This window comes from Bombilactobacillus sp. ESL1092, from assembly GCF_058107465.1.
This window is the reverse complement of record NZ_CM176594.1, coordinates 1,374,815-1,395,628: the sequence shown is the minus strand read 5'-3', so window position 1 is coordinate 1,395,628 and position 20,814 is coordinate 1,374,815. Positions and strand designations below refer to the sequence as shown.

Sequence of the window (20,814 nt, the reverse complement as noted above, 5' to 3'; positions counted from 1 at the left end):
TTTATCATCTTATCATGAGCTTGTCAACTGTTTTTTTTATTTGCTTAACAGTGACGCGCATGACTCATTGACAACAGAAAATATATTATCAACTTTTTTACCCTTTTGCAACCCCTTTTTGACATTTTTTTGATTTTTTTTCAATTTTCTGTAGTTCTTCCTTAATCCAAGCCTCTTTATGCCTGGCAATTGTATGATAACCAATGTTCTTTTGTTGATCGGTCCAGTAACTTTTTCGATTATAATGTTGACTATCATATAAAACTGGCTTTAATGCTCGTAATGATAAACTGATTTTTTCATCATATTCATCAATATTTAGGATACGCACTTGAATTACCTGTCCCAAATGTAAAAGCTCAGAAATATCATCAACATAACCATTCCGAAATTCCGAAATATGAATTAATCCTTGTCGATTACTATCCTTTATTTGGACAAATGCACCATAAGATCTAATTCCCGTAACGGTTCCTGAGACAACCTGGCCTATCGTTAAATCCATAAAATTATTACCTCTTTACTAAGATTAACATATAATATTAACCAATGTAATTATATTTGAGGTGCTACTTATGAAAGATAAAACGTTTGATGTCGCAATTATTGGTGGAGGGCCAATCGGGATTTTTACTGCTTATTACGCTGCTATGCGGGGCTTAGATGCAGTCTTAATTGAAGGAATGCCTAATCTAGGAGGCCAACCACGCAACTTATATGCGCAAAAAAAGATTTACGATGTTGCTGGCAAATTTGGCATTACTGGTCAAGGTTTGATTGATGATCTAATTCAAACTGGAACCCAAATTCAGTATACTAAGCGATTAAATACCATTGTCAATAATATAGTTAAACAAGATGATATTTATCAATTAGTAACTAATCGTCAAGATATTTTCGCTAAAGCCGTCATCATCACCGTCGGCAATGGTCCTTTCAAGCCGCGCAAATTAGCCTTTGACTATGATCAAAAACTCGAAGGCCATCAGTTAGACTACTTTGTTCAAGATATTAATTCTTATCAGAACAAAACAGTGTTGATAGCTGGAGGTGGTGATACTGCCGTAGATTGGGCCTTAACAATCAACAAAATTGCACATAAAACTTTTCTCTTACATCGCAGAGATCAATTTCGTGCGTTAGAATCTAGTGTCCAGGCTTTAAAAGAATCTACCATTCAACTATTAACGCCCAAAATAATCACTAACCTTGTGTTAGCTGACAATCAGCAACTAACTGTTAGCTATAAAGAAGTGGGACAAAATCAAGTAGAGACTATTAATGTTGACAAATTATTAGTTAACTATGGCATTATGAGTGATTCACGTCTTTTAAGAAATTGGGAGCTTAAACTTCAAGGCCCGTTTATTCAAGTTGATTCCAAAATGCGAACCAATCGTCCTAATATTTATGCTGCCGGCGATGTCGTTAGCTATCCGGGGAAGCAGCGCCTAATTACTTTAGGATTTAGTGAAGGCACCATTGCCGTTAATTCTGCTGTTGAGGCAATCAATCCGAAGAATAGTCGTTTAATGCACAGTTCTTCCATGTTCAATTAAGTTTTTATGGAACTTCTCACTAGCAACCAGTAAAATATACATCAAAAGCAAAAATTAAGGAGTCTTTATGCAACTAATTGATTTTGTAATGAATGTCGACAAACACCTTGCTGGGTTGGTTAACCAATTTGGTAACTGGTCTTACATTATTTTATTTTTGATTATTTTTATCGAAACTGGAGCAGTCATTCTTCCATTTTTACCCGGTGACTCACTTTTATTTGCTGCTGCCGCTTTAGCAGCCAACAAAGCTAGTGGGCTTAATGTTTGGTTATTATTTTTACTCTTTCTGCTGGCTGCCATGGGTGGTGATTCTTGTAATTATTCAATTAGTAAGTATCTCAATCATTGGCTGCAAGGAAAAGCTTGGTTTCATAAACTGGTTAAACCCGAATATATCAATCAAGCTCAAACATTTTTTGATAAACATGGTGGTAAAGCCATCGCTATGGGCCGATTTATTCCAATAGTTCGCACGTTTGTACCTTTTGTAGCCGGCAGTGGCGCATTAAAGTATCGACGTTTCTTGCACTATAACTTCATCGGTTCTTTTATCTGGGTTAGTATTTGTTTAATTTGTGGGCACTTTTTTGGCAACTTGCCCTTCGTTCAAGAGCATTTTTCCATGATTGTACTGGCAATTATCGTCATTTCGGTACTGCCTGCCGTCGTGGGCATGCTTCGGGCCAAATCAACTAAATAAAAACTATTAAAAAAGGCTGAATTCTTCTAATTGATAGAATTCAGCCTTTTTTATTATGATTTTAGTCTTTTTTGGGCATAACAATGTTGCCAATATAAGCTTATTAATACCAATAATTCAAAAACTAGAAATGCTAGTATAAAGCAATGTAAAAAGAAGGTATCTGGCAAAATATTAATAACCGGATCTTTTAACGGATCAAACAACCAATCATTATTGCGAAAAAGAAGCTGGTGAAATACTACAAAAAAGCCATCAAAATCTAAACCAGCCAATGCCCCTAAGATTAACGGCACTACTCCTAAAATTCGCAACCATTGCAAATTAATCGTCATTAAAGGTAATAATTGGTGGTGCTTTTGCCACCAAATAATGATTGCTCCACTGAACAGCCATACTAAGCCCACTAATAAAAACAGCTCCTTGACCTCTCGAAAATGTTCCAAGCCCTGAGCCGAACTAAAAAAGTTAGCCAATACCAAATGTTTTTTTAACGGATTAATTAAGTACAGCATAATTTGACCATAATTATGCCAAATTTGATGATTAGAAAGGTGCACTACCAAATTTAATTGTAAATAATGTAAGTCACACCAAAAAATCAAAAAACTGCCTAAAATCGTCACGATCACAGCCGACGTTAAAATAAAAACTAAACTAACTACCAAAAAATTGAGGTTTAATATCATCAATCCACACGCCACTCATCCAAACTAGCAATTTGATAAGTTGGTTTGCGCGCATATTGTGCCACTTGTGCTGGCGTACTGACCCCTGTGTAAACTAAGACTGTATCAATTCCGGAATTAAAACCACATTCAATATCTGTATGATAATTATCACCAATAATGGCCACTTGCTGGCGTTGCCAGCCTAATTGTTTCAAAGCAAAATCAGCAATCGTCCGTTCCGGTTTACCAATATAAATGGCTTTTTGTTGTGTCGAAGTTTCTACAAAAGAAACGATTGACCCTGCCCCGGGGACTAATCCACGTTCGTTGGGCAAATTTGTGTCCGCATTGGTTCCAATAAATTGCGCACCATTTTTGATCGCCAATGTAGCTACTTCTAATTTATGGTAAGTTAAATCTGTGTCTAACCCCACTACTACATAATCAGGATTGACCTCTGAATACTGAATACCAGCTTGAAAAAGTGCCGACTTTAAGCCCCATTCACCAATCACGAAACAAGTATTTGCTGCCGAAAGTTGATGGTGTTGAATATAATCAGCACTCGCCGCTGCTGGGGTAATAATTTGCTGCGGTGTCACCTTAATCTGATGATTAACACGTAAATTATCAGCCACCTGCTGTGGCGTTTTGGTAGTATTATTACTCAAAAAAGCAAACGGAATTTGTTGTTGCTGTAATCGCGTAATAAAGCGTGCGGCGGCAGCAATTTTTTGCCGCCCCCGATACATTGTTCCGTCCAAATCAATTAAATAGCCTTGATATTTCATACTTCATTTATCCTTGTTGTTTAAGATTTCGAATTTTAAAATTGGATTTTTTAGTAACTTTTCCCCGTGAATGAACCACAGGCGTTTTCTTTAGTGAACGGCGCTTAAACTGTTGCGCCGTTGTTTTAACTTTATGCTGATTCGCATACTTTTTTTGAATATTACGCTTTTTAATCAGCTGTTTATGAACTTCGGGGGCCTTTTGTTCCCGCTCTAAGACAAAATAAGCACAGCCAAAATTACAATATTCTAACAGATAATCCTGCAGTGTATTAATCTTTTGATCAATCTTGGCATGAATTCGATTATTATCATAGAACCCCCGTAAGCGTAATTGCCCGTAGCCCCAATCGCCGACAATATAATCGTACTTTTGTAAAACGGAATTATAACGTAGCGCCAGCCGATTTAAATCCAAACCATTCTGGTGGTTAGTGACAATCAAATACGGTTCTTGATTGATTTTAATCTGTTCAGGACTAATCTGTAAAACTTCAGCCGCTGATTGTTCCGCCTCGTCTGATAACTCATCATTTGTCACAGCAATGGCATGTTCAATACTGCGACTCAGAATCGATTTTTTTTTCGTCGCTACAGTAACGCTCTTTTTCTCTGGCATACTAATCACCTTCTTTTATTAATGGAAATTTTTGTTGCAAATACTTCCCTAACACTTCCCGTAAAAAATCAGGGTACAAAATCGTATTCTGACCAACAATTTGCAAAGTAGGGAAAAAAGGAATAAACAAATAATGATCCAGTAAAGCAATTTGATACTCTTTTTGTGGTTGAATTTCTTGACCGCAATAAAATACGCGGTTAGTTGTTGCATCAAATTCTACGCCTGAAAAGAAAATTTCACCAAAAATTTTGCCACGAAAGCCCATTCCTTTTTGATGAAAGTTCCGCAAAAAATTACGATTCTTTTCTACTTCCATGATAAAACGCCAAAAATCTCGTCCCTTTAATTTGGTAATCATTAAATGAATGGCATGCGGTAATTGGCGATGCAAATCGTCCGCTGTAATTACCCCCGCAGATAAATCTGTCAAAAACAAGCCACTATTTAGCATTGCCGCCGGCACCTGAGTTCGTTCCAACAAAGCCTGTAATGTGAGTTTTAAAGCTGACTGATTAGCAAAAGGATCTTGCGTTAAGGTAAAGGGTAAATTGGCGATTTTTTGTTGACGGAGTAACTGGTGTCCCTGATCTTCATACTTAGCAATCACAGATTGGTCGTCGTCTTGACTTGGCATTTGAGCTACCGTCACTGTTTGGGCTTGTTGTTTAATTAGTTGGTGATCAGCCAAAGTTAAAGTCACGGTCCCAACGTGTTGCCCATATTTGCCAGCAGCTGTTAATAATGTATGATCAATTAATTGACCTTGCGGTAACAAATGATGCGTATGCGAACCAATAATCAAATCTAATTGTGGATATTGCCGAGCCAAGCGTTGATCTGTTGGCAAACCTAAATGCGACAATAAGATTAAGACATCCACCTGTGGCCGCACGGTTTGAATCAAGTTTGGTAAAACTTCATCAACCATTTGAATTTGCCAACCAGCTAAGGGATACGTTAAGGTATAAGGTGCCGTCAAGCCTAAGACACCAATTTTCGTTTGCTTGGAAGTTTGTAGAATCTTATAATCTTGCACAAATGCTGGGGGCAGGCCATTTTTTTCTTTCAAATTACCTAAAATCACATCAAAATTAGCTTGATCATACATATGTTCTAAATCTTGATGGCGATAATATAGACCTTCACTATTACCAATCGTCACTCCATCATAATGTAATTGATTCATCCATTGAATATTAGCTTGCGCTTTAGTCGCTTCAGTTAAGGGATGCTGCCGATCCGAAGCATCACCCAAATCAAACAAAAGCATCGTTTGCCCCGCCTGCTTGGCTGACGTTCGTTGTTGTTGAATGAACCGCTCAATTTTGGGAAAATTTTCAAAATGTGAATGCAGGTCGTTAGTATGGATTATCTGAATTTCTTCTGACATACTTTTCCCCCTCTGGTTAATTTAGTTCCACCGATGACTTATTAAAAGTATTATCATATAATCTTAGTTAATGTTATTAGCATGTAAAATTTGTTCAAAGGCAGTTTTAATGGGGCCAGCGGGCTTTTCCCATTCTTGCCAATGATCAAAATCTTCTTTAGGAAAAGTATATGTTTTATTGATATAGTCTTCATAGACTTGAACAGCTGTCGAATGTGGAATATTTAGCTGCAAAATGCGGACTTCTTTAATCATTTTCCGTTCCGCAGCTAACTCCGCGCGCCCATTCATAAACATATTGGCAATTTCATAATAACGACTGCCATCATTTCGCGTAATCTGTTCAATTAAATCTAAAGTTTGATAATCGTGCAAAAAATCCGCTCCTTTAAGAGGTTACAGTCTGTGTTTAAAAAATCTTTCTTTTCTATTCTACTATTAATTAGTCTAATTTTTAATACCGGTTTTATTGTGGTTGGTCATCGCGGCGATCCGTTAAAGGCCCCCGAAGAAACTTTTGCTAGTATTGATGCGGCCTTTAGTGATGGTGCGCAATGGGTTGAATTAGACGTTCATGAATCTAGTGACAATCAATTGATCATTTCTCACGATCGTAATTTGCAGCGAGTAACTGGCGCCAATTTAATTGTCTCCCAACATCCGGCTAGCCAGCTGACACAACTCAAACAAAGTAACGGTCAAAATATTTATACAATTGAGCAGTTGTTTAGCCATTACCAAAATAACCCTAACGTTAAGTTTTTAATTGAAACTAAAAAAACTAAGCATAACAATCCCCAAAATATGGAACAACTCTTAGTTAATGCTATCAATAAGTATCACATGCAGTCCCGCATTATGGTTCACTCTTTTTCAATTGATAGTTTAAAGAATATGCAACAACTCGCGCCCCAAATCCCACGAATTTTTATTGCCGGAAGTCTGGGACGTTTAAATTTTGACGTTTTCACACATACCAATGCAGTTAACGTCTCTTCAGCTTTACTAACCCCGGAATTAATTAGTCAATTGCACGCCATTGGGCAACAGGTCTTTGTCTGGGATGAAATGACTGAAAATCCCAAGCAATGGAATTGGCTTGTTAATCTGCCCATTGATGGGGTAGTGACCAATTTTCCGGCACGGGCTAGTTATTATCAACAATTAAAACGCCAAGCTAATCAAAGTAACGTGAGTTTTGACGCCACTTTGATTAGTCAAAATCCACAAATAATCTGGGAAAATCCTTACCCACAGTCACCACAAAAAGGCATGTTACAGCCCAATGACATCGTTCATGTCCAAAAAATTGTGCGCTGGAATAACGACAATTACTTACAAATTGATAACAATCGTTTTATTACTGCTAATGGTTTAGTACAAAGTGACTTTGTTGCCAATCTTGCTCCCTTTTTAAATCAAACAGTTATCCCCGAAAATAACAAAGTTAATCGCAATTTATATTTACAGCCGGCTACTAAAGCTGCCCAAAAAGGCAGTTTAAACTGTAATCAAGCTTATCAAATCACTGCCTTGCAAAATATTGATGGCCATAATTGGGCCCAAATCAATAATCAAGGCTGGATCAAACTGAAAAATTTATTGGTCTTAGCAGCCAATCCAGATTTGAATCCACAACTAACTACAACGGATCCTTTAATTAATAATTTGAATCATCCGATTGATATTAATACTCAACAAGCTCTACGCTCCAATGCTAACCGCCCACCAAGCGCCCACCAAGTTTCTAACTTACCAGCGATCACTTATACCGATTTGGTCGCTAATAACCTCACTGCTTTAAAAAATAATATTTGGTGGTAAATACCACAGTTGAAATCTGCTATATTAGTAATGATTGATTGAACAACAGGAGGTTTATTATGAATTGGAAACAATTAGCAACCAATTATCAAACAGCAATTTTAAATGATTTACAAACGTTAGTGGCCATTAATAGTGCCAGCGATGAAGATCATCAAAGTTCTACTTTTCCTTTAGGACCTGGTCCGGCCAAAGCTTTACAGCAAATGCTAGCTCTGGGTGAACGGGATGGCTTTACAACTAAAAATGTCGATAACTTAGGGGGGCACATTGAATACGGTCAAGGCGAAAAAATTTTAGGTATCTTTGCCCATATGGATACCGTTCCTGCTGGTGAAGGCTGGGACAGCGATCCTTTTTTGTTAACCCAAGTAGACGATAAATTATTTGGTCGTGGTACTTTAGACGATAAAGGCCCCGCATTAGCAGCTTACTATGCCTTAAAAATTTTAAAAGACCAAAATTTTCAGCCTCAAAAGACTATTCGATTAATCTTCGGAACTGATGAAGAAAATCAGTGGCGAGGTGTTAACCGTTATTTAGAAGTTGAACCACTCCCGGATCTGGGATTTTCACCAGACGGTGAATTTCCTGTGATTAATGGCGAAAAAGGCATTGCTTCATATGAACTACACTTTGCCCCCCAAACCAGTGAAGGTGAACAAATTTTAATTAGTTTCAACAGTGGTTTACGGCCTAACATGGTTCCGCAAAGTGCAACTTGTCAAATTCAAACACTGGACAGTTCCAAAGTCGTTAATGCTTTTAATCAATACTTGAAACAAAACCCCAAATTACAAGGCAATGCTTTAATTCAAGATCAAATTGTCACACTCAAATTAATCGGTCAAGGTTCCCACGCGATGGAACCAGAAAATGGTTTAAATGCCGCCACTTTTCTAGCCAACTTGTTAATTAACTTGCCATTAGATCAGCCTGGACACGACTTTCTTCAAACTATTGTTGACAATTTTCATTTAGACTATCTAGGTAAAAAAGTAGGTATTAACCATCAAGACGTTACAATGGGCGCTTTAAGTCAAAGTCCCGATATTTTTGAATATCAACTGAACCAAGGTGGTCAAATTGTCGTTAATGTCCGTTATCCTAAAGGCATCACCGCTGATAAAATAGCCACACAATATCAAACAGCTATTCCTAAGGCTACCGTCAAATTGGCTGCCCATGCTCAAGAACCACATTTTGTGGAAGCCCATGACCCACTAGTCAAAGAATTATTAACTGCCTATCAAAATCAAACTGGTGATTATCAAAGTAAACCGATGACCGTCGGTGGTGGAACCTATGGCCGCTTACTAGAACGTGGCGTTGCCTTTGGCGCTTTAATGCCAGGAGCCGCTAATGTCATGCACCAAGCTAATGAATATATTACTTTAGACAACCTACTAACTGCCACCGCCATTTATGCAGATGCCTTGTGGCGCTTATGTAAATAAAGAACACAAAGAGATTGGGATTAAAGACACTTCAAAGTTAAATCTAATAAAATACGTTTAATTTTTGCAGTGATCTAAGAAAAAATTATTCATATTTCATTATGAAAATTTCTTCGATGCCCAATCTCTTTTTTGTTCTATTCTTTAGATTTTTGTAAAACAGCCACCCTTTGTACAATTAACGTTATCATAAAAGAAATGAATAAAATAATTGTCACCAATAGATACGGACTATTAGCTCGCCAATCCATCAACATCCCCGAAACTAACGGGCCAACGACGTTACCCACACTCGTCAAGGACGTATTAAGACCATTAATTAAACCTTGATTAGCATGACTCATCTTCGTCAGAACCGTCGTAATCGAGGGCCGCAACAAATCAAAAGCCGTAAAGACAATCAAAGTAGCAATAATCACTACTACATGATTATGTGTTTGTGTGATCCATAAAGTGGCTACTGAGCCTAACAAAAAGCAAATCGCAATTAGGCGAATTTCGCCAACAGAGCGAGTTAACCAATCAAACAAAACCACCTGAAAAAAGAGGGAAATAATTCCATTTAAAGTTAAGACTAAAGCAATTGAGCTCATGTTAAAATGAAAAACTTGATTAACATAAATACTATAAATACTTTCAAAGCCCTGCAAACCAAATGATGAGATAAAAATCATGACAAATAAAATCAATAAAATAGGAGTCATAAAAGTCCGCCAATTAATTTTGGCAACAGCTTTTTGCGTAGTGGTTTTGACATTAGGTAAACAAAAGAAGGTAAAAATACTACTGATTAACCCCAAGACTCCTGCGGCCCAAAAGGGTAATTTATAAGTAACATTAGCAAGCAAGCCCCCAATTCCGGGTCCTAAAATTAACCCCCCACTAAAAGCCGCGGAAATCCAACCAATGACTTTGGCACGTTGCTGTTGATTGGTCATATCAGCAGCCATGGCCATTGAAGTTGGGACAAACATGGCTGCTGAGATACCGCCAATAATACGTGAAACATTAAATAACCAAAAATAGTTCGACACCGCAAACAAAAATTCAGAAAACATATATAAGACTAAGCCTGTTAAAATCACTGGCTTACGTCCGACACGATCAGAAATCCGGCCCATAATCGGGGACACAATAAATTGCGCCAAAGCGTATAACGAACTCATAATTCCCACGTCAGTTGTCGTTAAATCATAAGCTTTCTTAATATAAGGCTGAACAGGAATCACCAAACTAATTCCCAAACAAATTAAAAAGTTTCCCACTACTAGAATATAAATGGCCCGTTTTGCTTCTTTATTCACGTTTTAACGCCTCCTAAACAAAAAGCTCAATAACAGGTTTAACTAAAAACCAATTATCAAGCTATTGACTGCTAGCTAGTAAATTAGATTAATGATAGCATATTATCTGCTGAAGATATACTTTAGATTTTAATCATTGTCATCAGATGAATTATCTTGTTGTATAATAATTAGAATAGATTTATTATTGCCCAAATAATTCTAGGACTATCAAGCACTAAATTATAGCCAAAGGTAGGTTTTTTTGTGAGAAATCAAGATTCATGGTGGGACCGGCTTTTTAATAAGCTCCGTAACCATTTTTTAGAAACTGATCAACCAATTGGAGTTCATTCCCAAAATCATTTTCGTTCGCAGCCTGCACCACAGCCAACACCAAGCGCCCCGACTCCAAATTCCAATCGGGTGGTAGACCCCGACGATTTACCAACTACTTGGACCGGACGGATTACCCTTGGCATCAGCGTTATTCGGAAACTATTTTTAGTACTTTTTGTCGCTGGTATTTTAGTCATTGGCTTAGGAGCAGGAATTGGTGGCGGCTATTTAACTGCTATTATTAGCCGTGAACCGATTCCTAGTTATACCAGTTTAAAAAATCAAATTGAAAAAGTCGATCAATCGACGACGCTTTATTTTGCCAATAATGTCAAGATGGAGCGGGTTCCTTCAGATACCAAACGCCAACCGGTCAAGTTCAATCAAATCTCTCCTTATCTTAAAAAGGCCGTCGTTGCCACGGAAGATGAAAACTTTTATCAACATCACGGCGTCGTTCCAAAATCAGTGATTCGCGCCATCTTGGGGCAAATTACGGGTTACGGAACGCAAACTGGAGGTTCCACTTTAACGCAGCAATTAGTAAAAATGCAAATCCTTTCATCAGAAACCACTTGGAAACGGAAAGCGACTGAAATTTTGCTAGCTACCCGTTTAGAAAAGCATTTTTCCAAATCGCAAATTTTAGAATCCTACTTAAATGTCATACCTTTAGGCCGCAATAACCGTGGCCAAAATATTGCCGGTGTAGAAGCTGCTGCAGAAGGCTTATTTAATACCTCCGCAGCCAATTTAAGCTTAGCTCAAGCTGCATTTATTGCTGGTTTACCACAAAGTCCTTCAGTTTATACTCCGTTTGATCAAAGTGGTCATTTAAAACAAAACTTAAAACTTGGTTTAAAACGTAAAGATATTGTTTTGTTTAGAATGTATCGCAGTGGCGATATTACGCATCAACAGTATTTAGCTGCCAAAAAAGTTGATCTCTCCAGTCAATTCATTGCCCATCAGGCTGCGCCAAAAAACAAAATTAAATATGGGTATCTGTATAATTTACTGACTGATAAATTACGGGTCAAGTTAATGCACCAATTGGCGACAGAAAATAATTTAAGTTATCACCAAATTACGCATGACAAAGATTTATATCAAGTCTATTATCAAAAAGCCAACCAAATGATGAGTGAACATGACTACCATATTCATTCAACCATTAATAAAGATTTATATGATAATATGCAAACTGCGTTTGCTCAAAATGCCGACTTATTGGGAACCACACATCAATCAACCGCCAAAGATCCGAATACTGGTGTCAATGTTAAGGTGCAAGAACCCGTGCAAAATGGTAGCATTTTGCTAGACAACAAGACTGGTGCGGTCTTAAGTTTCGTGGGTGGCCGTGATTTTAAAAAGAACCAACTCAACCACGCTTTTGATACGCTACGTTCACCTGGATCTTCCATTAAGCCAATGTTAGTTTACGCGCCCGCCATTGAAAATGGACTCATTGGTAGTAAGAGTCTAATTGCGGACTTTAAAGTTAAATTTGGCAAATATGCGCCAACCGATTTTGACGATACCATCGGTAATAAATTTGTCCCAGCTGACAAAGCTTTAGAGCAATCATTAAACATTCCGGCAGTCCAGTTGTACCAGAAATTACAGCAAAAAGTTAATCCCAAAACTTATATGGATAAAATGGGCTTAGCTTTAAGTAACCGAGAATATCACGAACTAGGTATTTCTTTAGGTGGGACCCGTAATGGTTTCAGTGTTGAACAAGAAGCCAGTGCGTTTTCTACTTTTGCCAATCAAGGTGTCCATGTTAATCCGTATTATATTTCCAAGATTACTGATGTTAATCACCATGTTATTTATCAACACAAAACCAAAAAACAGCGCGTCTTCCAAAAAGGGACCTCTTATATCATGCAACACATGATGCACGGAGTTATTGAACAAGGAACAGCTTCATCCTTAACTTACCAATTAAACTTTAATTACAAGAATGCCTTTGGTAAAACCGGAACTTCGAATAACTTCCGTGATAACTGGTTTGTTGGTAGTACACCAGGGGTCACATTAGCTTCGTGGATGGGTTATGATAATTTATACGGTCATAACTACAATTTAGCCGAAGATTCCACAGAGACGAACCAAACTACTTGGGCTAATTTAATGAATAGTGTCTACCAAACTAATCCCCAACTTCTCAAGGCCAATCAAACAATGCAACGTCCGACAAGTGTGCATGCTCAAAAAGTTCTTAGTGCTACTGGTACTTTGCCTGGTCATACCACTTATCAAGGCTATGACACTGATCTTAATTCGCCTTTGACAACCAGCTTATTTTATAAGCAAACAGCCCCATCACTTAGTCACCACTTTGCAATTGGTGGTACTAATAAAAATTATCGTTTATTCTGGAATCATTATTTTGGACGCGATAATGGCTACGGTGTAACCCAATACTTGGATGACGAAACGCCAAGCCATAAAACCAATCGTAAACGTAGCTCCAATGGTTTACCGGATTCTCTTTTAGGCGATTATGTCCCACCAACTCGCAGTACAGAAAATTCCAACAGTATTTCCAATAGTGAAAGTAACAATTCCTATAACAACTCGACGATTAGTGGTGCTGGAAGTAATACTAGTTCGACCAGTACTTCGCAATTACCAGCCACTAATAGTCCGACCAATAATTCAACTTCCTCAACAGTCGATACTCCTCCAGCAACTACTCCTGAAGACAGTACTACTACCAATCAATCTAATGATTTGGAACAATAGCAAACAAAAAGACGTCGTATCAGAAAAAATTCTGATAACGGCGCCTTTTTTATTTAAGTTGGAACCCAAATTCTAAGCGATTTTCATTCCAATTTTTTATTTAGTAGTATTACGTTTAATTAAGCTGTAAGGTAAGCTAACTTCCAATTGATCCACAGGTTCATTATTCATCAATTTAGTTAACATCCGCATTGCAACGGCACCAATATCATACAACGGCTGAGCAATGGACGTCATTTTGGGGCGTGTAACATCACACAAAATGGTATTACTGCTAGTAATCAATTCAAAATCTTCCGGAATCTTAACGCCCGTTGTCGCTGCTGCATTGACAATGCCGGCCGCCAATAAATCATTAGCCACATAAACTGCTGTGGCCCCACTTTCATGAATGGCATCCCAAACTGCAGCCCCTGCTTGTAAATTGTAAACTGTTTCGAAAACATTACTGGAAGAATAAGTTAAACCGGCTTGTTCTAAGGCATCACGATAACCTTGTAAACGATATTTGCCATTAATTGAGTTACTTAAATCATCAGCTACCATGGCAATTTGTTGGTTGCCATTATTGATTAATAATTGCACTACATCACGAACCGCTGTGCGATAATCAATATTCACACTAGCAATCTTGCCGCTATCATCAATCGCACCAGCGAAAACTACTGGCACGCGAGAATTAATCATTTCTTTATGCAATTCAGGTGAAACACTTTCTCCCATATAAATAATTCCATCGACTTGCTTAGCCAATAATTCATTAAATAATTGTTGTTCACTGACAATACCCTTATTCAAACTAGTCAACAAAATATTATATTTATACATTGAAGCAACGTCATCAATTCCTTTAGCTAGATTAGCGTATAACAAATCCGTCATACTAGGAATAATGACACCAATCGTGGTACTCTTTTTGCTTGCTAGACCACGTGCCACCGCATTGGGCCGATAATGTAATTTATCAATTACCGCCATTACTTTCTTACGCGTAGTTTCTTTAACATTATTATTCCCATTAACAACCCGAGACACAGTTGCCATGGATACGCCAGCTTGTCGGGCCACATCCGTAATTGTTATGTCTTTCTCTGGTTTATCCATTTTCAATACCTCAACTCAATTGAACTTATTTTCATTTATTTTCATAACTAATTTAACAAAAATCAAGCATATTTGCAAGCGCTTCGATGAAAATACATCATTTTTTCAAAAAGTGCTATACTTGATATAATTATGTTGGGAGGTATGACATGAATCATTTACAAAGTTTACAACAATGGGTTACTGATCAAAATTACGATGTTGTTTATATTAGTAATCCAACTGATATTTTATATTTCACAGGTTTTCATAGTGATCCTGAAGAGCGCGTGCTAGCATTATTTGCTTTTCCAGATGCTGAGCCGTTCTTATTCACACCGCAATTAGAAGTTGGTGCCGCCAAAAAAGCCGGCTGGAAACATGATGTGTTTGGTTATTTAGACCATGAAGATCCATTCCAATTAATCGCTGATCATATTAAAGAACGAACCAGTAAGACTACTAATTGGGCAATCGAAAAAGCCGATTTATCCTACATTCGTTATGAAGCAATTAAGAAACAATTTCCAGATGCGCAATTCCCTGGCAATGCTTCTGAATTCTTGGATCAATTAAAATTAATCAAATCACCAGCAGAAATTGAATTGATGAAAGAAGCTGGCAAACAAGCTGATTATGCCTTTAAATTAGGGTTTGAAGCTTTATCAACTAGCCGCACGGAACAACAAGTAGTAGCTGAAATTGAGTATGGTCTGATGAAGCAAGGTGTCATGCATACGAGTTTTGATACTATCGTTCAGTCCGGTGACAATGCTGCTAATCCACACGGTGTACCAGAAAAACGTAAAATTGAGGCCAATGCCTTGGCCCTCTTTGATTTAGGAACTGTCAACCAGGGTTACATGAGCGATGCGAGTCGGACAGTAGCTTTTGGTACTTTAAATGATCAACAAACAGATATCTATAATGTTTGTTTGGAAGCCCAATTAGCTGCCATGGATGCTGCTAAACCAGGAATTACCGCTGAACAATTAGATGCGATTGCGCGCAAAATTATTACAGACGCTGGTTATGGTCAATACTTCATCCACCGGCTTGGTCACGGCATTGGCACTTCTACGCATGAATTTCCATCCATTATGGAAGGCAACCAGATGGAATTAAAACCTGGTATGTGCTTCTCTATTGAACCTGGAATTTATGTTCCTGGTGTCGCAGGTGTGCGGATTGAAGACTGTGTTTACTTAACAGACAATGGCTGTGAAGCATTTACCCACACCACTAAAGAATTACAAACTATTCCGGTTCGTTAAGTTAAATCGTACTTGAATCTTCCAGAATAATATCATTTGCTTATCTTATGTAATAAAAAAATGAGGTTAACACCTCATTTTTTTAATCTTCAGTTTTGACAATTTGACTTTCATCTAATTTGATATCATCAAAATTGGTTTTAGTGTCATCATTGGCCGAGGTAACATTTTGATGTAATGTTTGAGTATTCTGATGATGCAAAATTTGCTGAACTTGACCAAAATCAAATTGCGCTAATTGACTTAAATGTTCAATCACGTAATCAGTAATTTCACTTTGATGCTCCTGCCATTTTTTAAAGGCCCAATAACTTAACCCTGTACCTAGTACTGTGCCTAAAATAAACTTACCTTTTGCCATTTTAGATTACCTCTTTATTTCTTACGATAGATCTTCCACGCTACTTTTGCTAATTTACCGGCAGTTTTGGGACTTAACTTGCCCAAATGTAGTTTAGAACTAGCTTCAGATTTATCAGTCATTTTTTCTAAACTCGTTCCTACATTTTCCAAAGTTCCAAACAATGGATTCAAACTTGCTATTTTTGAATTAACATCATCCATCAATACATTTACTTTGGCAGTTAAATCATTGCCCTGATTAGCGATTTTATCAACATCGATCGTTAACATCTTAACAGTTTTAGTAGTTTCTTCAACAGTAGCTTGTAAGTTCTTTAAAACCTTCGCTAATTGAACCAACATCATTCCTAAAAAGATTACTAAAACTACAAAGGCTAAAGCTGCAATTAAGCCTGCTACTTGTCCCAATGTCATATTAATTCCTCCAGTTTTTGTATTATCATTATAAATTCTATCATCAATTCATGACAACGGCAATTTTAGCGGTTATACTTTAAACTAGTTCTTAAAGGAGTGTACTTTCATTGAATAATATTTTAGGTAAATATAACCTCAATAATAATACGCAACAACAGCAACAAAACAATGCTAATCACAATCAATTATTCTGGCAACAGCTCAATAATCCCCAATACTGGATTAACCTATTGAATACAATTGTCAGTGACTTGATCAAGATTATTCTATTAACTATTGCCTTTTGGTTACTTTATAAATTAGGCCGCCGCTTTGTTTCGCGGATTGCCAACAATCTAAAAAGTAGTGAAACTAGCTCCAATCGTACGCGCACGATTGCGACTTTAACTCAAAATATTTATTTTTATTTTTTAGCCTTTATTTACATTTATATGGTTCTATCTATTTTGGGCGCTCCCGTCGGTACTTTAATTACCGGCGCCGGTATTTTCAGTTTGGCTTTAGGGCTCGGTGCTCAAGGCTTCGTCAGTGATGTGGTTACCGGTTTTTTCATTCTAGTGGAACAACAATTTGACGTTGGTGATTCGGTTACCGTGGGCGATATTTCTGGCACAGTCACTTATATTGGTTTACGAACTACGCAAATTCGCAGTGCTGACGGTACTTTGAATTATGTCCCCAATCGCAATATTACCATCGTTAAAAACTTATCCCGTGGTAACATGACGACAATTATTAACTTACAGTTATTTCCGCATACGGATATTAAAGCTGTCACCAAAGTTTTGAGTCAAGTCAATCAACAACTAACTCCCGAAGATCCTGATTTAGTGAATGCGCCGCATTTATTAGGACCAACGGATGTTGTGAACGGCATCTTAATTTATCAAATTCAAATTGATACTCGTAATGGCGCCCAACTAATTGTTAAACGTAAATTTTTGGAGGCTTATCTAGCCGCGTTACAAACTGCTAAGATTGCCCTACCCGAAAACAAACTTGATTTAACACAATAAAATGCCGCAATTAAAAGACAGAAATGGTTAGAAATTTAATAATTTCCTGCCACTTCTGTCTTTTTTTATGGCTTATTAAAATTAACGATTTGTGTAAAAGAGTATTGGCTTTAATCTAGTCAATTAACTAGCATCTAACCTAATTCTTGATAAGCTGTCACAAACTTTTTCAGAGCTTGTGCTCGATGACTGACTTGATTCTTTTCAGCGGTAGTTAACTCGGCCAAAGTTTTCTGTAGTTGTGGCACATAAAACAAGGGATCATAACCAAAGCCATCATTGCCTCGCGGAACTGTTAATATTAAGCCATCCAACTGTCCTTTAACCACTAATTGTTGCTCTTGAATGGGATCTTTATAAACTAAAGTCGTGACAAAGTGGGCGGTTCTTTGCTCCAGAGGAACTCCGCCTAATTCCGCTAACAGCCGCGCATTATTGGCAGCATCATCATGATCACCGGCATAACGCGCTGAACGTACCCCAGGTTGCCCATGTAACGCATCAACCATCAACCCTGAATCATCAGCAAGTGTTGGCAAATTTAATTCTTTGATGGCTGCATTAACTTTTAACCACGCATTTCCCTCAAATGTCGTAGCGGTTTCGGCAACGTCCGGCACTTGTGGATAATCTAATAATGTGGTAATTGTAATTGCTTGTTGTGCTAATAATTGCTGTAATTCTCGAACTTTATTTGCGTTCTTGGTTGCCACTAATAACTTTTTCATTGATCAAACCTCCACTTGTTGGGCTGTAATCGGTTGTTGTAACCATTGCGTTGCTAATTTTTTAAATTGTTGCGCAGAGCCAGTAGTATAGTACTGATGTTGAGCTAAATGATCTGGCGCAGCTGTCAAATTCTGTTGCTGTAAAAAATCTTTTAATTCAACGACCGCAGCACTACCCGCATCAATTAGCTGAACTTTAGGCCCCATTGCTGCTTGAATTAAAGGTGTCAGTAACGGAAAATGGGTACACCCTAAGATTAACGTATCTAACGACTGCGGCATTAATGGCGCTAACGTTTGTTGAACTAGCAATTGGGCAGCTGAACTTTTTAAATCACCTTGTTCAACCAACGTCACAAATTCCGGTGTTGGTAAACCGCAGATTTGTATCTGTGGCGCTAACTGCTGAATTTCTTTTTCATAAGCTTGAGAATTAATGGTGCCCTGGGTCGCAATTAATCCCAATTTATTTTGCTTAGTTTGGCGAACTGCTTGGCGACTGCCCGCATCAATCACGCCAAAAATGGGAATTGGAAATAATTGTTGCATTACTGGTAAGGCCGCAGCGGTTGCTGTATTACAAGCAATTAAAACTACTTTCACCTTTTTAGTGATTAAAAAAGCAATTAACTGTTTGGTAAATTGCTGGATTTCTTGCGGTGAACGAGGTCCATATGGCAACCGTGCCTGATCACCAATAAAAACAGAACTTTCAGCTGGTAATAATTTTAAAGCAGCTTTGACTGCCGTCAACCCACCCAATCCGGAATCTAAAAAACCAATTGGCCGATTATCCATCGACTCACACCCTTCAAATTTAAATTGTAATTAATACTTGAATTTCTAGTGTACTACAAATGAGCGGCTATATGTAAAAATGCAGTCCAATTAAGCTAGAGTTGATACAATCTCAATCTTACTGAACTACATTTTAAGCATTAGTGATATTTATTAGAGATGGTAGTAGGTTTACGCTGCTGCCAATCTTTGGTATAGAAATAATCTTTTAAATGGTAATTAGTCTGTTGTGGCTGTTTTTTGTGCACAAATTGATTAATACCTTGATCAACCTTAACCCAGCCGCGCCAGCCTAAATGAATCGTATCTTGCATAAAGTAAGGTATATTACCATCAGAATGCAAATCTAAAATATGCTGAAAACCTTGGGAACGTAACTGATAAGTGATTTTATGGTCAAAACGATTTAGCATGGACTCCTGTAAACCAGTATAGTCCATCCATTGCCGATTAATCGGTGGAATCACAAATAGAGGTGTCACGTGGTGTTTTTGAAATTGATTTAATAATAATTGAAAATCAGAAAATTCTGGGCCATATTCATAGGTATAGTGTTCTTGACTATTTTTTAATCCCCGCATAGAGTTCTTTAATTTCTGATTATAAAATTTATTTTCAATCCCCAAATTATTATCAGTGGAGTGTTCTTGACCTAAGTCTTTGGCCATCACATCTAATTGTTGGTAATTATAATGATCAGGCAAAGCGCGCGCATGTTCAGCAATCATTGCTCGACGATCTTTTATGAAAAAGCGTGTGAATAATTGATCCTGATGCTGCAAGTTTTTGCTAGCTAAACCAGTAATCATCAAGCGTTGCTCGGCATTAATTGGTTGGCCGGCGGCAATATTTTTTAATGCACTTTCCACATTTTCGTCGGCACTACCTGCCGGCATACTTAACAAGCGTCTAGCAGCGTAACGATCCGCTTCAGTCTGTGGTCGGGCATGATTAATAAAATATGTCGCCTGTTGCTTAGAATAATAGTAGTCAAACATATTTTTATCAACGCCTTTTTGCACGAACCATTGCGGCGAAATAATTACAACTACGCGGTGATGATCCAAATGCTTTCCCATGGCTTGTGCTGAAAAGAAATGCGTCAAAGACTGCGTTCCTGGAGCTCCCAATAAAAATGGTTGGTAGCCACGGTGGTACTTCTGCGTCAAGACAGATGGATGAAAAGAATCAAACCGTGATAATTCTGAAGACCCCATAATCATCAAATAATTCTCATCCAAAGCTCTATCTTTAATTTGATCACCACGCAAAACATTCGCTGATAATGAAGTGGCGGCCTTTTTAACCGTTGTAGCTCCTGGTGCGGGCACTTTCAACGGACCGTATAAAACTAATAAGGCTAAAAGTGCCGCGGTTAACATTGGAGCAATAATTTTGATTAACTTTTTAAAGTTACTCATTGGCCAGATCTTTTACCTTCGCAATAATTTTATTCGGTGTATCCCATTCGCTACGCTCTAATTCTGAAACCGGAACGTCAATACCTAATTGCTGCTGTAATTCGAGTAATAATTGCACTGTAGCCATCGAATCCAACAAACCACTATCAAATAATGATTCATCTAAATTTTCCTTCACAGAATCTGTCCCTGTTAAATCTGCCAAAATATCTAAAACTGTTGTTTGAATATCCATAATCATTGATCCCCTTTAATTTTACTTAAATTAGATAAAACTATATCCAATCTGATGAACTATTACCGCATTAACCAGTTTGT

21 protein-coding genes are annotated in these 20,814 nt (G+C 37.7%); 7 read left to right on the top strand and 14 right to left on the bottom strand.

All coding sequences use genetic code 11. The features are described 5' to 3' along the window. Nucleotides 1–97: 97 nt before the first annotated feature. Nucleotides 98–505 (bottom strand): CvfD/Ygs/GSP13 family RNA-binding post-transcriptional regulator, encoded by a 408-nt coding sequence (locus AC3B6Y_RS06365; protein ID WP_489757277.1) that lies wholly within the window; start codon nt 503–505, stop codon nt 98–100. Between the two features lie 70 nt (nt 506–575). On the opposite strand from AC3B6Y_RS06365, the gene AC3B6Y_RS06360 reads away from it, so the two are divergent. Both AC3B6Y_RS06360 and AC3B6Y_RS06355 read left to right on the top strand, forming a co-directional pair. Then, nucleotides 576–1,559: an NAD(P)/FAD-dependent oxidoreductase gene (locus AC3B6Y_RS06360; RefSeq protein ID WP_489769144.1), complete on the top strand. Its 984-nt coding sequence runs from the start codon at nt 576–578 to the stop codon at nt 1,557–1,559. 67 nt (nt 1,560–1,626) lie between these two features. Beyond that, a complete protein-coding gene (locus tag AC3B6Y_RS06355; RefSeq protein ID WP_489757275.1) occupies nt 1,627–2,262 on the top strand; it encodes a VTT domain-containing protein in 636 nt (211 codons plus the stop codon). Nucleotides 2,263–2,315: 53 nt separating this feature from the next. Here the strand turns inward: AC3B6Y_RS06355 and AC3B6Y_RS06350 are convergent, their stop codons facing one another. The 5 genes from AC3B6Y_RS06350 to AC3B6Y_RS06330 all read right to left on the bottom strand — a co-directional run bounded on the left by AC3B6Y_RS06350 (nt 2,316) and on the right by AC3B6Y_RS06330 (nt 6,111). Then, entirely contained in the window at nt 2,316–2,951 is a 636-nt protein-coding gene (locus AC3B6Y_RS06350) for a TIGR01906 family membrane protein (protein WP_489757709.1), read from the bottom strand. Continuing rightward, on the bottom strand, nt 2,951–3,724 hold the full coding sequence (locus AC3B6Y_RS06345; protein WP_489790732.1) for a TIGR01457 family HAD-type hydrolase: 774 nt from the start codon (nt 3,722–3,724) through the stop codon (nt 2,951–2,953). Before AC3B6Y_RS06345 ends, AC3B6Y_RS06350 begins: the two co-directional genes overlap by 1 nt. Nucleotides 3,725–3,731: 7 nt before the next feature. Continuing rightward, entirely contained in the window at nt 3,732–4,343 is a 612-nt protein-coding gene (locus AC3B6Y_RS06340) for a YutD family protein (RefSeq protein WP_489757273.1), read from the bottom strand. Nucleotide 4,344: 1 nt separating this feature from the next. After that, on the bottom strand, nt 4,345–5,736 hold the full coding sequence (locus AC3B6Y_RS06335) for a bifunctional metallophosphatase/5'-nucleotidase (RefSeq protein WP_489790730.1): 1,392 nt from the start codon (nt 5,734–5,736) through the stop codon (nt 4,345–4,347). 63 nt (nt 5,737–5,799) lie between these two features. Further along, nucleotides 5,800–6,111 (bottom strand): hypothetical protein, encoded by a 312-nt coding sequence (locus AC3B6Y_RS06330; RefSeq protein WP_489757271.1) that lies wholly within the window; start codon nt 6,109–6,111, stop codon nt 5,800–5,802. Nucleotides 6,112–6,141: 30 nt separating this feature from the next. Here AC3B6Y_RS06330 and AC3B6Y_RS06325 point away from each other — a divergent pair, with 30 nt between their 5' ends. Then, a complete protein-coding gene (locus AC3B6Y_RS06325; protein WP_489790728.1) occupies nt 6,142–7,560 on the top strand; it encodes a glycerophosphodiester phosphodiesterase in 1,419 nt (472 codons plus the stop codon). 59 nt (nt 7,561–7,619) lie between these two features. Continuing rightward, on the top strand, nt 7,620–9,017 hold the full coding sequence (gene pepV / locus AC3B6Y_RS06320; RefSeq protein WP_489790726.1) for a dipeptidase PepV: 1,398 nt from the start codon (nt 7,620–7,622) through the stop codon (nt 9,015–9,017). 137 nt (nt 9,018–9,154) lie between these two features. Here the strand turns inward: pepV and AC3B6Y_RS06315 are convergent, their stop codons facing one another. Continuing rightward, nucleotides 9,155–10,321 carry an MFS transporter gene (locus AC3B6Y_RS06315; protein WP_489790724.1) on the bottom strand — a complete coding sequence of 389 codons (1,167 nt, stop codon included), beginning with the start codon at nt 10,319–10,321 and terminating at the stop codon, nt 9,155–9,157. Nucleotides 10,322–10,567: 246 nt separating this feature from the next. On the opposite strand from AC3B6Y_RS06315, the gene AC3B6Y_RS06310 reads away from it, so the two are divergent. Next, nucleotides 10,568–13,396, top strand: coding sequence for a transglycosylase domain-containing protein (locus tag AC3B6Y_RS06310; RefSeq protein WP_489774805.1), 2,829 nt, complete (start codon nt 10,568–10,570; stop codon nt 13,394–13,396). Nucleotides 13,397–13,492: 96 nt separating this feature from the next. On the opposite strand, the gene ccpA is transcribed toward AC3B6Y_RS06310, so the two are convergent. Continuing rightward, nucleotides 13,493–14,500: a catabolite control protein A gene (gene ccpA, locus AC3B6Y_RS06305; protein ID WP_489757266.1), complete on the bottom strand. Its 1,008-nt coding sequence runs from the start codon at nt 14,498–14,500 to the stop codon at nt 13,493–13,495. 149 nt (nt 14,501–14,649) lie between these two features. On the opposite strand from ccpA, the gene AC3B6Y_RS06300 reads away from it, so the two are divergent. Then, nucleotides 14,650–15,753 (top strand): M24 family metallopeptidase, encoded by a 1,104-nt coding sequence (locus AC3B6Y_RS06300; protein WP_489757265.1) that lies wholly within the window; start codon nt 14,650–14,652, stop codon nt 15,751–15,753. A gap of 82 nt (nt 15,754–15,835) precedes the next feature. Here AC3B6Y_RS06300 and AC3B6Y_RS06295 read toward each other — a convergent pair whose 3' ends face one another. After that, nucleotides 15,836–16,114 (bottom strand): hypothetical protein, encoded by a 279-nt coding sequence (locus AC3B6Y_RS06295; RefSeq protein WP_489757264.1) that lies wholly within the window; start codon nt 16,112–16,114, stop codon nt 15,836–15,838. A 14-nt stretch (nt 16,115–16,128) separates the two neighbouring features. Beyond that, nucleotides 16,129–16,530, bottom strand: coding sequence for a DUF948 domain-containing protein (locus tag AC3B6Y_RS06290; RefSeq protein WP_489790722.1), 402 nt, complete (start codon nt 16,528–16,530; stop codon nt 16,129–16,131). Between the two features lie 110 nt (nt 16,531–16,640). Between AC3B6Y_RS06290 and AC3B6Y_RS06285 the strand changes: the two genes are divergently transcribed. After that, complete coding sequence (locus AC3B6Y_RS06285; protein ID WP_489757262.1) at nt 16,641–17,549, top strand: mechanosensitive ion channel family protein; 909 nt, start codon at nt 16,641–16,643, stop codon at nt 17,547–17,549. A gap of 134 nt (nt 17,550–17,683) precedes the next feature. Here AC3B6Y_RS06285 and AC3B6Y_RS06280 read toward each other — a convergent pair whose 3' ends face one another. The 4 genes from AC3B6Y_RS06280 to dltC form a co-directional block, all read right to left on the bottom strand. Next, complete coding sequence (locus AC3B6Y_RS06280; protein WP_489790027.1) at nt 17,684–18,277, bottom strand: XTP/dITP diphosphatase; 594 nt, start codon at nt 18,275–18,277, stop codon at nt 17,684–17,686. A gap of 3 nt (nt 18,278–18,280) precedes the next feature. Beyond that, nucleotides 18,281–19,075 carry a glutamate racemase gene (gene murI, locus AC3B6Y_RS06275; RefSeq protein WP_489790028.1) on the bottom strand — a complete coding sequence of 265 codons (795 nt, stop codon included), beginning with the start codon at nt 19,073–19,075 and terminating at the stop codon, nt 18,281–18,283. Nucleotides 19,076–19,215: 140 nt separating this feature from the next. Beyond that, entirely contained in the window at nt 19,216–20,496 is a 1,281-nt protein-coding gene (dltD, locus tag AC3B6Y_RS06270) for a D-alanyl-lipoteichoic acid biosynthesis protein DltD (RefSeq protein ID WP_489790721.1), read from the bottom strand. Next, nucleotides 20,489–20,731, bottom strand: a complete 243-nt coding sequence (gene dltC / locus AC3B6Y_RS06265) for a D-alanine--poly(phosphoribitol) ligase subunit DltC (RefSeq protein ID WP_489757258.1) — start codon at nt 20,729–20,731, stop codon at nt 20,489–20,491. The genes dltD and dltC overlap by 8 nt, the downstream gene beginning before the upstream one ends. Between the last annotated feature and the right edge of the window lie 83 nt (nt 20,732–20,814).